Source organism: Alicyclobacillus fodiniaquatilis, from assembly GCF_042678105.1.
GTDB lineage: Bacteria > Bacillota > Bacilli > Alicyclobacillales > Alicyclobacillaceae > Alicyclobacillus > Alicyclobacillus fodiniaquatilis.
Window position 1 is genome coordinate 1 of record NZ_JBHUCX010000014.1, and the last position, 14,414, is coordinate 14,414.

General features: G+C 45.2%; 14 protein-coding genes. 12 read left to right on the forward strand and 2 right to left on the reverse strand.

Annotated elements, in window-relative coordinates; genetic code table 11:
* Positions 1–602 precede the first annotated feature (602 nt).
* The 10 genes from ACFSB2_RS04280 to ACFSB2_RS04325 all read left to right on the forward strand — a co-directional run bounded on the left by ACFSB2_RS04280 (position 603) and on the right by ACFSB2_RS04325 (position 9,690).
* Positions 603–1,415, forward strand: a complete 813-nt coding sequence (locus ACFSB2_RS04280) for a TetR/AcrR family transcriptional regulator (protein WP_377941544.1) — start codon at positions 603–605, stop codon at positions 1,413–1,415.
* Positions 1,416–1,527: 112 nt separating this feature from the next.
* Entirely contained in the window at positions 1,528–3,138 is a 1,611-nt protein-coding gene (locus tag ACFSB2_RS04285) for a DHA2 family efflux MFS transporter permease subunit (RefSeq protein ID WP_377941545.1), read from the forward strand.
* Between the two features lie 53 nt (positions 3,139–3,191).
* Complete coding sequence (locus ACFSB2_RS04290) at positions 3,192–3,839, forward strand: HlyD family secretion protein (RefSeq protein ID WP_377941546.1); 648 nt, start codon at positions 3,192–3,194, stop codon at positions 3,837–3,839.
* A 44-nt stretch (positions 3,840–3,883) separates the two neighbouring features.
* Positions 3,884–4,423 carry an NAD(P)H-dependent oxidoreductase gene (locus tag ACFSB2_RS04295; RefSeq protein WP_377941548.1) on the forward strand — a complete coding sequence of 180 codons (540 nt, stop codon included), beginning with the start codon at positions 3,884–3,886 and terminating at the stop codon, positions 4,421–4,423.
* Positions 4,424–4,448: 25 nt separating this feature from the next.
* Positions 4,449–4,874 carry a hypothetical protein gene (locus tag ACFSB2_RS04300; protein ID WP_377941549.1) on the forward strand — a complete coding sequence of 142 codons (426 nt, stop codon included), beginning with the start codon at positions 4,449–4,451 and terminating at the stop codon, positions 4,872–4,874.
* Positions 4,875–4,910: 36 nt separating this feature from the next.
* Entirely contained in the window at positions 4,911–5,396 is a 486-nt protein-coding gene (locus ACFSB2_RS04305; RefSeq protein ID WP_377941550.1) for a DnaJ domain-containing protein, read from the forward strand.
* 1,431 nt (positions 5,397–6,827) lie between these two features.
* Entirely contained in the window at positions 6,828–7,352 is a 525-nt protein-coding gene (locus ACFSB2_RS04310; RefSeq protein ID WP_377941552.1) for a hypothetical protein, read from the forward strand.
* 546 nt (positions 7,353–7,898) lie between these two features.
* Positions 7,899–8,549 (forward strand): class I SAM-dependent methyltransferase, encoded by a 651-nt coding sequence (locus ACFSB2_RS04315; protein ID WP_377941553.1) that lies wholly within the window; start codon positions 7,899–7,901, stop codon positions 8,547–8,549.
* A gap of 107 nt (positions 8,550–8,656) precedes the next feature.
* The gene (locus ACFSB2_RS04320) at positions 8,657–8,800 is read left to right on the forward strand and encodes a hypothetical protein (protein WP_377941554.1); all 144 of its coding nucleotides are present in this window, start codon (positions 8,657–8,659) and stop codon (positions 8,798–8,800) included.
* A gap of 32 nt (positions 8,801–8,832) precedes the next feature.
* Positions 8,833–9,690, forward strand: a complete 858-nt coding sequence (locus ACFSB2_RS04325) for an alpha/beta fold hydrolase (RefSeq protein ID WP_377941555.1) — start codon at positions 8,833–8,835, stop codon at positions 9,688–9,690.
* Between the two features lie 246 nt (positions 9,691–9,936).
* Here ACFSB2_RS04325 and ACFSB2_RS04330 read toward each other — a convergent pair whose 3' ends face one another.
* Positions 9,937–11,163, reverse strand: a complete 1,227-nt coding sequence (locus ACFSB2_RS04330) for an MFS transporter (RefSeq protein ID WP_377941557.1) — start codon at positions 11,161–11,163, stop codon at positions 9,937–9,939.
* Between the two features lie 278 nt (positions 11,164–11,441).
* Between ACFSB2_RS04330 and ACFSB2_RS04335 the strand changes: the two genes are divergently transcribed.
* Positions 11,442–11,867, forward strand: a complete 426-nt coding sequence (locus ACFSB2_RS04335) for a MarR family winged helix-turn-helix transcriptional regulator (RefSeq protein WP_377941559.1) — start codon at positions 11,442–11,444, stop codon at positions 11,865–11,867.
* Positions 11,868–12,372: 505 nt separating this feature from the next.
* Positions 12,373–13,248: a serine hydrolase gene (locus tag ACFSB2_RS04340; protein WP_377941560.1), complete on the forward strand. Its 876-nt coding sequence runs from the start codon at positions 12,373–12,375 to the stop codon at positions 13,246–13,248.
* 72 nt (positions 13,249–13,320) lie between these two features.
* Here ACFSB2_RS04340 and ACFSB2_RS04345 read toward each other — a convergent pair whose 3' ends face one another.
* On the reverse strand, positions 13,321–14,394 hold the full coding sequence (locus ACFSB2_RS04345; protein WP_377941561.1) for a Gfo/Idh/MocA family protein: 1,074 nt from the start codon (positions 14,392–14,394) through the stop codon (positions 13,321–13,323).
* Positions 14,395–14,414: the final 20 nt, after the last annotated feature.

Here is a 14,414-nt window from a genome sequence, read left to right on the forward strand (position 1 = left end):
CTATAACCGGCTCCTTTTCGTATTGTGGCTCTGCACTGGTTATCCCAAATTCAGTGTAACCCACGTGCTTACGAAATGGGGCCGGCCTCGTTCATTATGACTAATTGTAACTGTACACCTCGGTTATCATTTGTTTTTAACGGATTTTGACCTTTAGGTAACAACTTGAATTGTCAACATCGGGAATCTCGGATTAAAAAAAAGCCCGTCGATACTGACGAGCCATGTAAGGACTTGATTGTAAGTCTACATGGGGTTGTGGCGGAAAAATGCGGATCTACTTTAGCAAAATAAGTTCTACTCTGAGCAAAATAAGTTGGTTCCTACAGCACGGGTGGATTCGGGTCAAAAGCCTGAATTCGCCCGTGTTTTTGCGTTGCAGGGAAAAGGATTGAGGGTGAAGGGCAGGACGAAAAATTAGGGCGGGGGAAACTCAGAGCAAAAGTTCGGAAGGAAATAAAGACCCGAAAAAGCGTCGTAAAAATCGCGGTGAGTGCTTCTCAAATGGATTATAGTACAGAAAATAGGTACTGTTCACCCGTAAATTGTATTAAAGTAGGTTTTTCGCGTTTTGTTGGAGGTATCCATGGGGGGCCCCCCTAATGGAAATGCTACAAAATGTTCGTCTCTCATTTTTGTGGTGGACTCAATCGATTGAGCATAGTATTATGAGTGAGCACTCAATCATGAAAGGGGGTATAGTGATGACAACGGACGAGGAACCATTTCTCCGAACTGATTTCGAAAACATACAATCTGAGATTCAGGACATAAAGAATGAGTTTGGCATTGACATGAACTTTACGGAAAAACACTGGGCAATTATTGAAGCTGCAATTAAAGTGTTTTCCGAAAAAGGGTTTAGTGCCGGTCGTACAAGTGAAATTGCCAAAGAAGCAGGTGTGTCGGAAGGAACCATTTTTAATTACTTTAAGACCAAGCAAGATTTGCTACAAGGTATGCTTATGCCGTTTTTCCTATTTGTAACTCGCCCATTCATCCTTAAAGGAATTGAGTCATTCTTGTCTTCCAGACCAGAGACGCCTGTGGATGAGGCTCTGACCAAACTTGCCCTGGACCTGGTTAAACTCATTGATGAACGTCAAAATTTGGTCAAAACGATGGTTGCTGAAGCTATGTTTCACCCCGATTTGCTTGAACCAATTCGTAAGAAGATGTTTCCAAGTATGATGAAGGCTACACAGAAAGTTTTTGATTCAGAAATCGAACATGGCACCTTTCGTAAAGTGGATAGTTTAGAGGCCAAGAAGGTATTTATAGGGATGATATTTGCACATGTGACAATAAAACAATCAATTAAAGAACTTCGTGGGTCCGGGGATGATGAATCGGAAATCCGAAAGATGGTCGATATATTTCTTCATGGTGTCAGTAACACGATGGGGGAAAATTAGAGGAGGTGAAGAGGGGATAGTTTTATAAGCTTTCCTCAAAAAATAATGAGTAACTATTTACTCAAAAGATCCCACTTATATGGATTTAATTTAAACAGGAGGTGATTTGTTCATGCAACAAACAGCCAACCAAGTGTATGAAATAGACCGCATTAAGTCGCCAGCGCTACAGATGACGATTATTATTCTCGGAGTATTTATGGCAATCTTGGATACGAGCGTCGTCAATGTGGCGATCCCAAAAATGGAGACTGCCTTGAACGCAAGCACAGACCAAATTCAATGGGTTATCACGGCGTATATGCTTGTCCTTGGTATGCTAATTCCCATCTCTGGGTGGCTAACGGATAAGTTTGGCGCTAAAAAAGTGTTTCTATCTTCCCTAATTACATTCACCATTGGTTCAGCCCTTTGTGGTGCTTCGTGGAATCTCGACTCAATGATTACATTTCGAATACTCCAAGCTCTTGGTGGAGCTTTGATGCAGCCAGTCGCTATGTCCATGATATTCCGTATATACCCTCCACATCGACGCGGTGCAGTGATGGGGATATTTGGGATCGCTATGATGGCCGCACCTGCCTTTGGGCCGGCATTAAGTGGGTACCTGGTCGACTATTGGTCTTGGAGATTTATCTTTTACATCAATGTTCCAATTGGCATTGTGGCTGTTCTACTCGGTATGTTAACGATGCACGAATTCCCACATGAAGCGAAAGGTAAATTTGATCTTTTGGGATTTATCTTCACTGTGGTTGGGTTTGGAAGCCTACTGTATGGGTTCAACAATGTGACCTCTGATGGGTGGGGTTCGGCACAGGTTGAAACCTTCCTTTGGATAGGTGTTGTTTGTTTGTGTATTTTGGTGGTTGTGGAACTAACGGTAAAAGACCCAATGATCCAATTACGGGTGCTGAAGAACTACATGTTCAGTATGAGTCTGATCCTTAGTTCACTGATATTCGTTGCTCTATTTGCGGGTATTTTCTTTCTCCCGATATACCTCCAAAATACCCAAGGGTTCTCGGCTATACGTACTGGGCTTTTTATGACGCCTGGTGCATTGGTCTCGGCCGTGCTTATGCCGATTAGTGGCCGCCTATTTGACCGAATTGGTGCGCGACCTCTTGCCATCATCGGATTAATAATTGTCACATTGGTAACGTTTGGTTTTACAACTTTAGAGGTAAATACGAGTTCGGCGACTATCCAATGGTTGTATATCATTCGCAGTGCCGGCATGGGATTGACGATGATGCCGATTATGACTGCTGGCATGAATACGATTCCGTTCGAACTAACAAGCCAAGGTACTGCGATATCAAATACCGTGCGGCAGGTTGCTACTTCATTGGGAACAGCCGTCCTCACTGTTTACATGACCACACAGACCACAGTTCATGCTGCGCATTTGTCCTGGCAAGTGACTCCGACATCAGCATCGGGTCAGTATATGATGAAGATTCAGCAGTTGATGGAAGCCCATGGAATGTCACTTCAAGCGGCCAAGCAAGCTGCGATGTCCATGATGAACGGATTAATTGAGCAGAAAGCCTCTGTCGCGGGAATGGACGATTCTTTTATGATTTCGGCAATCTTAACAGCGATTGCTTTGATACTCGTATTGTTCTACGCAAGTAAGAAAGAACGAGCGATTCGAGAACAAAGACGCAGCAAATCCAATAAAGGATTGGAAGATAAGCAAAAACTTTTACTTGAGTGACACTAAGTATGGACTCACTTATATCACACGAATGATTAGGAGGAATCATCTATATGAAATCTGGACGCTTGTTAATCGTGAACGTCGTACTGATTTTGGTGATTATCATTGCGGGATTTACTGGTTACTACTTTTATAATCAATCGACGCTGTACTTAAAGACAGATGATGCACAGGTAGCAGGACAACAGATCACGATTTCTGCGCCGGCAACGGGAAAGCTTGTATCCTGGAATGGTGCAGTTGGAACTAACCTCAGTTCCGGGGGAACGGTTGGGAAAGTCGAAATCACAAGTGGTAATAAGACTCAGGATATCAATGTCCAAATTCCGCAAGATGGCACGATTGCTCAAAATAACGCCGTAACAAATGAATTTGTCGCTGCTGGAACGCCGCTTGCCGTTGCGTACAACATGAACAAACTATATGTCACTGCAAACATCAAAGAAACTGAGATCCAAAATGTTGAAGTTGGCGACAGTGTCGACGTTTATGTAGATGCATTTCCTGGCACCTCCATTACAGGCACTGTCAGTCAGATTGGTTTAGCGACAGCTTCCTCATTTTCTATGATCCCATCGGAAAATACGAATGCCAATTTTACAAAAGTAACGCAAGTGATTCCAGTTACGATTACTCTACAAGGGGTGCCCAGCGGTCTAGCACCAGGTATGAGTGCAACCGTTCGTATACACAAGTAATGTACACGAGATGCTACCAGTTTTAATTAGACGGGGGATGCATGATGAAAATATATGTAGTGTATGACAGTGAAATTGGTCACACAGAGGCATTGGCTAAAGCGGTTGCCGAAGGTGCACAGGTAGGAACGGGGACTGATGTCCTTCTTCGTCATGTGCATACAGCCGATATTCGAGAGTTAACTGACGTAGATGCCATCATCTGGGGGTGCCCAGGGCATTTTGGAACCATCAGCGCAGACCTTAAACAGTGGATCGACAAACTGGGTTATCTCTGGGCACAGGGCGCATTGGTGGGCAAGGTTGGCGCTGCTTTTTGTACGACAGCGACTGTGCATGGCGGTATCGAAATGACCCTTTGGAATCTAATCACGCCGATGTTGCATAACGGCATGATTATTGTGGGGCTACCATCGAATGTTCCGGAAAATGTGATGTATGGTTCTTACTATGGGGTCGGTATTACTTGCCCGGTTGAATTTTCTGAAGATGCACCGCCAAATATGCCGACTGAAACTGATTTGGCTCTGGGCAGAGCTTTAGGGAGAAGAGTTGCTGAAATTACTGCCAAGATGGTGGGATAAGTACTCTTGAAAAGGGATGACATAAATGGGTTTTATAACCGTATTTGTCCTTGTAATCGTCGTTGTCTGTATACTACTCATCGTTTTTAACCTTCGCGTCATGAAGCGTGAAGAAAGTGCCAAACAAGCCAATGACGAGAACCGGATGGAACAAAAACAACAAGAGGCGAGACAAACAGAAGCAGTCGCTGTTGAGCTGGAAACACCAGTTCAAGACATAGAGATGGCTGTTGAAAAGACGAATCGTCAGCCACGTCACAAGGAGCTGTCTCGTTCAGAAAGTACGAGTTCTGACAACAAGATGCCCGACGGACATTATCGGATGGCCTTGCGTCAAAAATTCAAACCGGATGGATCAACAGAATCCGATAAGCCAGCACAACCAGAAAATCTGAGCGAAGATGAATTGTACCGTTCGGCACTGCGTTCGATGCAAGGCAAAGAAGAGTGACGCAGTAACCATTGACGGTTAACGGATGTGTACTTGATGGACAATAATAAAGGTCAAGAAATCCACGTTTGTCCTTATTGTCATACAGTGAACAGGGTAAACTCTGAAAAGCTCCATCAGGCTGTATGTGGCTTGTGTAAAAATCGGTTAGATTCAACGTATTACGACATGTTGGGTATAAGTAAGAATGCCTCCATGCAGGAGGTCAAGCGACGATATCATGCGCTGACGAAAATGTGGCACCCCGACAAGAATTCGGGAAACGCGCACGCATTGGAAGTTTTCAAATCGATTACCCATGCTTATCGTGTCCTGTCGGATCCATATGAGCGTGAAGCCTATGATTTAACATTGAAAAAGCAAGAGATTACTCAGATTGAGAATGAGTCTCGAGAACCGGATAATTCAAATAAAGAAATGGACGAGAAGCAGTTCCAATTGAATTTAATGATCGTGCTGATGACTGTCTGCGCGCTCGTTATGATCTTTATTGCTTGGGTTTTAGTGAGACAAGTTAGATGATTTTACTTTTAGTTATTTTGATGCAATTACAAGCAAAGTGTTTCAGGACCTGTTAACATGCATGAAAAGAAAGACCTCTGGCATATTTGCTTATGCCAGAGGAATTCTGTGAAAAAGTATTAAACAGATAACCGTCTTGGTACCCATACGAAAGAAACACAGCTGTATTGTGTTCCTAAAAAACAAGAGCAAAAGACAGAAGATGGTTTCTGGGCGCATTGGGGTCGCCCCTGAGACAATGAGAAGTAGGGGTATAACCAAGGTTATACGCGATTACCATGAGATGCAGTTGGAACGCCAACTACATACTGAGATCGTGATGGCAACGGCCATGGACTACATCATCTGTATCTGGCAAACTGGGAACGTTACCACTGTTCAGGATGTTCTAAGAAAATGCAATCTCCCCATCGTTCCCCAACATTGTCCAGGAGCTTGGATGGAGAGAGCTCATTATATAGGAACAAGCACCTATACAAACGTATTCGGGAAGTAAGGCAGGCAATCCTAGAAAAGGATACTGATAGTACGGTACTTGAAGAGTTGGCTCAACAACCGTCGGATTGTACCATTTGATGTTATCAAAATTCTGGTTTGTGACATTCTTTGTTATATATAGTGGCAGATCGTTCTTATAATTCATGAGTGAAAAGCATCTGTTTATGACATCCGCAGGTATAACCCACAGATAGCTTCGCAAAACGCCGTTCTTCCCCAGTAAAATAAGTTGTTCCGTAGAGCACGGGTGAATTCGGGTCAAAAGTCTGAATTCGCCTGTGTTTTTTAGTGCAGGGGAAAGGGATTGATGATGAAGTGCAGGACGAAAAATCGAAGGAAACAAGATGCGGAAAAGCCCGACAAGTCAACGGATCTCCGACAATGCCCGATCAAAGATGAAAAAAACACACGACAAAATTGTTCTTCTTTCACCCAAAAACGTGCCCTGTTCTTCTAGGAAAGAAATTGATTTGACAGCTACATAGTACAGGGATTTGAATTTGGGTGAAAGGGTTCAGGGAGAGAATGTTTATCACGGTTTCTTTGTCACGGCGGCTATTGCCTTTCTCCGATTTTCGACATTGATGTCGAAGTGATCGGATAACTTGTGGCATTTATCGTCATAACAAATTAAAAATGTAAGATGGAGGACACTGAAAAAATCCTATTTCTGCGTCCATTTGATAACTGAGAAGGTACGAACGGGCGAAGAGGCTCGAGCGTCTTATTGTTGTGGAGGTGTGATAGTGTGAACAGGGATCAGTCACTATCGAATCGACAAATGAGTTAGTTGATGCTGTCGATTGATGTATCTAAGTGCGCGAAAGTGAACTGGAGTTCATTCTGGATTCTGCTACTATGAATTAAGGGTCAATATGCCAATGGAGGAATATCTTAAGCCTGTTTACTTGCAATATAACAGGAGGAACAGTTTTGAAGAAACGGTCGAAGTGGAAGTGGTTCGTCGGAATATCCGTACTTATCATCGCGGCGTTTTTCGTTGATTGGGGATATGTGTATTTCACTCATGCTACACCAGAAAAGGCACAAGCCGCAAATAGCCCAGGTGTGGGACCGTTCGAAACAGTGAAGTTCGCCAAAGGGGTCGTCTTAATTACTCCGTCTGGTCAGGGGAACTCATTCACGGCATGGTACATGACTAAGGACTTCTGGGGATGGCATGTGCACGGAATTTCAAACGCCGTAACTGGTCTTTCAATACAAAACTACAATGTAGACTTTGAGCCATTTAGTTTTGATGGAGAGACGTTCGTTTGGGGTACAGCTATGGTTCCAATCAAAAAAATCGTGTATCACCATAACGGAAAAACCTACATGACACGTATTGGCAAGCTCTCCGTCTGGCACATGATACTACCTTTCAAGCAAACTTTGTTTCCGTATTCGGAATGGACGATGGTGCTTCCCGATGGAAAAACTGCTCCATTGTTCAAATAATAGCGTTGTTCTGTGCGGCTGTTAGGAATGGCAATAATCATGGGTTCAATTGTCGGCGATATCCTGACGGGTGTGCTGGTCGCGATTCACGTCATCAGTCATAGAAAGCAAAGGAACTTTCATGGCATTTGGCTTCAAATTGTAGGGGCACTGTTTGTTGGATGGGATGTCAATTTGTTTTTAAATATTGGGTCTGGGTGGACATTCGTGGGTCAAGAACGCTCAATAATGCATTCGCGGACACGTCTTGAATGGGATAACTGCAACGAAGGCCTAACACTGACGGACGCGGTGGAAGCTTAACGAGACCGATACGGATTCTATCCGGGATTTTATGACTTGCAGACAATCTAGGATGTCTGTGAGCAGATTTCGCTAAAACCTTCGTTGAACGCTTAATATGGATGTCATAAGAACCGACGTTCTGCGAAACAGAGCGAGCAGGAAAGGAATGAAATCTAGAGAACCAAATATAACGCGGTTTAGTCGACAGAAGCACGTCGTTGGACTGATCGTAATAGGCAGAGTGAAGGGAGCCTCGTCATAATGACTGCCAGTATGTCGCCTGATGAAATTCGTGAGAATTATGATAAGATTGCAGATTTTTATGAACAGGGACGGTCCAAAACAATCGGACTAAATTATGTTGATAAATTCCTTTCCCTCATACCTCGTCACTTGAATCATCTAAAGCCACCTAGTGTTCTGGACATAGGCTGTGGAACGGGGATTCCGTTGACAAGATATCTTGTATCCAGTGGAGCAAGCGTAACGGGGTTAGACATATCAGCTAAAATGTTAGAGAAGGCGCGACAAATGCTCCCTGAAGTAACCTTTATCACGTCTGACATTACTTCATGCATGATAAATGGCAACTTTGATGGTGTATTGGCATGGGACGCTCTCTTTCACATCCCCTTAGAAAAGCAGATAGATACCCTTAAAAAAGTGATTCGATCACTCCGACCAAGTGGTGTAGCACTATTTACGACAGGTGGCCATCGTGGCGAATTAGTCTCAGAGATGTTTGGGCAAAAGTTTTACTACAGTTCATTGTCCAAACGACAATACGAAGACATACTAGCAGAGGAGAATTGCCAAGTACTTTTCAACGAGGTAGATGACCCAAGTGGTCATGGACACCGGGTCATATGCTGTAAGAAAAATAAGGTCATACAAGACGGAATCTCTCAATAAGCGAACTCCAGTGTATCAGTGTAATATGGGCATGTTGGAAGGGTTGAAAAAATTGAGTAAACTAAGAACAGCCATCGTCGGTGCAACTGGTATGGCGAGTGAATAATATGTTCAAGCGTGATCAAATCACCCAGCAAGTGTTTGGCGTAAGCAAGGTTTTGGTGGTATCAACGCAAGCTGTCAGTGGTGCAGGACGTAGTCCTGGTGTCCGTACGCTGGGGGAAGGTCCAGGATATGTCCTTGCAGAATAAAAAAAACGAGTTGAAGGGGAGGGATTATGAGTATGAAGGAACATACCATAACGCTATCTGATGGAAGAAACCTTGGATATGTGGAGTATGGTCAAAAAGATGGCGAAGTCGTTTTCATGTTTCATGGAACGCCAGGATCTCGTTACTATATTTATGCGACTCGGCTCGCATCTATTGCTGAGAAAGGGCAGATTTCGCTTCGAATCATTGTCCCGGAGCGACCTGGCTACGGATTGTCTGATGCGAAAGCCGGACGGACAGTTGAGGACTGGTGTCACGACGTTGAAGCTTTAGCTCAAGCGCTTGGCGTAAACCGTTTTTCTGTTGTGGGCATTTCTGGCGGGGGGCCTTTTGCACTCGCATGTGCATCCAGAATGTCAGAGTACGTGCGAAAGGTTGCGGTCATATGCGGAATGGGCCCAGTTTCCATCCTGGGTCAGGAAGGTCTTTCCGGAGAGGAAAAGATGTGTCTTGAGGGGCCCGATTCTGCACGCCTATACATGGAGCGGTTAGCAAACATGGTCAACGCTGATCCAGATCGATTTGCAGCGTACTATATCTCTTCACTCCCAGAAAAAGATAGGGAACTAATTTCGGATGATCTGGTTCCAGTTTTCAAGCAATTCGCCATTGAAGCCGCTCGGCAAGTTGAAGGTGCAATCCATGATTACGTACTTTACGGACAGCCTTGGAACCTTTCTCTAGAGGAAATTCATATTCCTGTTGCGTTTTGGCATAGTGAAGCCGACCACGCTGTCCCGATACACCACGCCGACTATTTGGCAAATCTCATTCCCCATGCACAGTTACATCGGTTGCAGGACTATGATCACACGGGATCAGTATTAGCCGCTCAACCTGCACTTTATGATTTTTTAACTACGGATTGAGCACAGTTATCTTTAGGGGATGACTTTAACCTGGGAATATACTATGGCGTAGTCGCACTGACGGCAGCGAGACCTCGATGAAGGTCTCGCTACTTTTGCACGAATATCCAATTCAGTTGGTTGGATTTTATTGAACATTTGGGCAGATGTGGTGAGATGGACGGTTCTCTACCTCCAAAAGGCGCCATCCAGGCGGTCTTGAGTCCCTCCATCAAAGGAATTGAACCACTTTGTTTAACCCCACAATCAGTGGGATGCTACCTTGTCAACATGCTTAACGTGATCGAGATTCAATCCGATAAACACGACCGCCAGAAATACAAATACGGATCCGACGATAAACGGAACGTGGGGATTGAACCAAGCCGCAAGTTTACCTGCCAAGTATGGCGCTACTGCTGCACCCAAAAACCGAAGGAAACTATAAGCGGCCGACGCCGTCGAGCGTTCCACGGGCGCTGCATTCATGACTGCAGTCGTTATTAATGTGTTATTGTTTCCCATGAGTGCACCCGAAATAATCACCATGACAATAGGCACCCAATTCACATACGTCCAAATACCCATGCTCAAGAGCAAGGCCGAGAACAGTACAAGCATTAAGCTCATGGCTTTCACTGTGCCCATCCATTGCTGGAGTTTCGGAGCCACGAAAACAGAAGTAATGGCGAGTAAGACGCCCCATCCAAGGAATACAAATCCGAGTTGATGAACGCCTAGATTCATGACAAATGGCGCGTAAGCTAGGATGGAAAAGAAGCCGAAGTTATATAGCGCTGCCCCAACTCCGAAGACAACGAGCGAGCGGTGTTTCATCGCACGAAATGGCTCGGCGATGGATGTGCCTCGGTTATTCGAAGGCCCTCGTTTGATGGATGGCATTAGAATGACCACTGCAAGAAAGGCAATCACCATCAACGACGCCACACCAAGAAAAGGCCCTCTCCAGGAAAACCCACCAAGCCATCCCCCGAGTAGCGGTCCGACTGATATGCCAAGGCCAATCGCAGCTTCATAAAAAATGATTGCTTTTGACATTCCATTTTTTGATAGAGAAATGATAGCAACTAGGGCGGTCGCCACGAACAAGGCATTGCCTAATCCCCAACCAGCACGGAAGCCAATCACCTGCCATACATTATGGGAGAGCCCACCCAGCGCGGAGAACACGGCAATGACGATCACGCCCAATATCAAGGTCCATTTCGCTCCAAGTCGCGAAGAAATGGCGCCAGTAATCAACATGGCCACAGCCATCACCGCATTGTAGCTGGTGAACAGCAAAGTAACTTGACTAGTGCTCGCATGCAAGCCCGCAGCAATTGATTTGAGAATGGGATCGACCAATCCAAGGCCCATAAATGCAATGACGCACGCGAAAAAAACAGCCCAGACAGCCTTTGGTTGGCGGAAGAAGCTCGCTTGAGCAGGCCGTGTTTCGCCCGAAGATTCAGGTGCTATGTCCTTATTCATAAGTCCCTCCAAGTCATTAAACTACACATCATTTAGGAGCATTGCCGTGAAACGTCAGCCTATAGGAATAATTTAAATACATTGCCGATTTCCAGCGGTGTCAAGCTTTGATCCCCATAGCGTCTCACCAAGTTTCATGATACAATTTCATAGTTCCATCATACAACAAAATTGTTTTGCGTCAACTACATGAAGGATGGATATGTTAGTATGTGGTTAACGTACTTAACTTGAATGGGGTTGTTCCACAAATTGTTATCGGTAGTGAGGTATAGCACATGGTGAACAACGACTCAATTGAGAAAAACTTACTTGATGAGCTCGCTGCGCTTGTACGCCATGTGACATCGTTCACCACGTACAAAAACGACAGTAATCTCGACCGTTCCGGTTATCTTTTGCTGAATCATATCGTGACTCACGGACCCACCGGTGTAAAAGCCTTGGCCGAACAATTTGGACTGCATGTTTCAACCATCAGCCGACAGTCGACAGCACTTGAACAAAAGGGGTATGTGGTGCGTGTGCCTGACCCAGTAGACGGAAGGGCCTTTTCCTTTGAGATTACGGCATTAGGCGAGAAGGAATTGAATCTTTATAAGCAGGTCCGAAGAACGCGAATGACAAAGATTATTGAGGATTGGACTACAGAGGAACGCCAAACGTTTGTAGCGCTTTTACAAAAATTTAATCGTGGATTCTGAGCAACAATATGAGAAATGCTGGCTAGTTGTCTCTGCCCAGCGACATCATGATTCGAGTCCTTCCGAATCGGCGATCCGGCAGTGGACGATGCAGTGGTTTCAACTATCTAGCCCCAAATGCTTGACGTGATCGCCAAGCATTATCTCAATCTGGTCGAATATGTCCAAAGTATCGACTTCTTGTGACGTTCAAGGACAGGAAAGTACAAGAACGAAATGGAATAAATTTGTGCGATATCACTGAAGTAGAAGCTCCCTTTGTGCGAACGCCTCTCTCCGCAGCATAAGTTCTTCCCTGAATAAAAATGGTTGTTCTATATAGCATGGGTGAATTCGGGCCAAAGGCATGGATTCACCTGTGGCGCTTCACGCACAGGGCAGCGCTCAAGCGCCCATAGATGTGAAAACAAAATCCCTTCATCCATATCAAAAATGATTCAATAATCGATTTTATTTCAATGTCAAACGGCTACCCTGAACTTAGTTTCACGAAACGGGTGGAGATATGGGAAAAAGATTAGGCCTTGTTTTCACTATGATTGGGACGCTGGGAATTGTCTTAACCCTTTGGCGCTCGCAAGCGACAGGTAAATCTACTGCAGACACGCCAGATAAGGTGATTAAACAAACGATGCATACAGTTACTAAAGATACCGAAAATAGCGTTACGCAAGCCGATTTTAATCCATTTGGATCGCAGTTTCATCAATTTCTAAAAACGCGCAGTGATGACGTATCTGTTGCCATCTATGACAAAAATACAGGGCAGACGTATAGCTATCATGGCGACGCTGTATATTGTCCTGCCAGCACAGTAAAAGTTCCGATTATGGCCGAGACGTTGGAGAAGACGGATGGAAATCTGGCGGAGGAGCAACAGGAGCAATTAACTACAATGATTGAAAATAGCGATGATGATGCCGCCACAGATCTTTGGGAAGAAAATGGCGGAACAGCAGCGATGCAAACGTTTATGAGTGAACTTGGGATGTCGCATACAGTCGCTAACAATGCATGGGGCTTATCGACTACGACAGCTTCAGACATGTTAAAAACGATGGAGTTGTTCGCATATCCAAATCACATATTAACCAATTCCGAACGAGCGTACGGACTGAATCTAATGGAAAACGTCGAAGCGGATCAACGCTGGGGGGTCAGTGCGGGCGTTGCCCCTGACGCCACCATAGCGCTGAAGAATGGTTGGTCACCTGAAACTTGGTCAGATTGGCGGATCAATAGCTTAGGTTATATAAACGGTGACGGACGTGACTACGTGATTGCGGTTTACACCATCAGCAATCCTACAGAACAATATGGAATCGATACGATTGAAGGGATTTCAAGAATCATTTGGAGCGAATTCGGAACGAATCACTAAGCGCCACATTGTATAACCCTATATCATGTCTTGAACGTCGCCAACAGCGCAAGAGGCTGCTGCCGCTTGCTTTCATGACTCCACGCGCACTGCAAGTTTTTGCGCTTCCAGACACAATTGTGCTGCCTTGAAAGCGTGCGCCTGTGTCATGGCATTTTCCGTTCGGTTCAGGCAATCAAGAATCAACTCACCGAAGAACGGATAGCCAACTTTTCCATGAACATCAAAGTGGTACTCACCTTCGTTGTTGACTAGGTAAACATGGTCTTGCCCGTTATGGCGCGCGATATCCGTGTATTTGCGGATCTCGATATAACCATCCGTACCTAGAATGAAAGTCCGTCCGTCCCCCCATGTACTGAGGCCATCTGGTGTGAACCAGTCAACACGGAAATAGTTGGTAGCGCCGTTATCGCCGATGAGTGTCGCATCGCCAAAGTCCTCAAGTTCCGGGAACTGCGGGTGGTGATAGTTGGCGATTTTGCTGTGTGCTACCTTGGCGTCTTTCACATTGGCAAAATGCAAGAATTGTTCAATTTGATGGCTGCCAATGTCGCACAAAATGCCGCCGTACTTTTCTCTTTCAAAGAACCAGGTCGGCCGGGTGTTTGCGTTGAGCCGGTGCGGCCCGAAGCCTACAACCTGAAGCACTCTTCCGATCGCGCCCTCTTCAATTAACTGTCCAGCGTAAATGGCACTTTCCACATGCAATCGTTCGCTGTAATACACCATGTACTTGCGGCCTGTACTCGCTACCTTATTTCGTGCTAGCGAAAGTTGTTCCAATGTGGTGAACGGTGCCTTGTCTGTAAAGTAGTCCTTGCCGTGATCCATGACGCGAATTCCGAGAGCAGCCCGTTCAGACGTGATTTTCGCGCCCGCAACCAATCGAACGCGCTCGTCCTGAAATATTTCGTTTTCAGAGCGGGCAACACGAGTCTGCGGATACTTTGCAACAAATTGTTGGGCCTTTTCATGGTCTGGGTCGTATACCCATTTTAGGGTGGCGCCTGCTTCAATTAGCCCATTGGACATCCCATAAATGTGCCCATGATCTAGCCCAATCACAGCGAAGACAAACTCTCCTTCTCCACAGACTGGTGCCGCCTTCCCTTTTGGTGCATAAAACATGCCATCTTTCGTCATTGGTTGCGCCTCCTGAAATG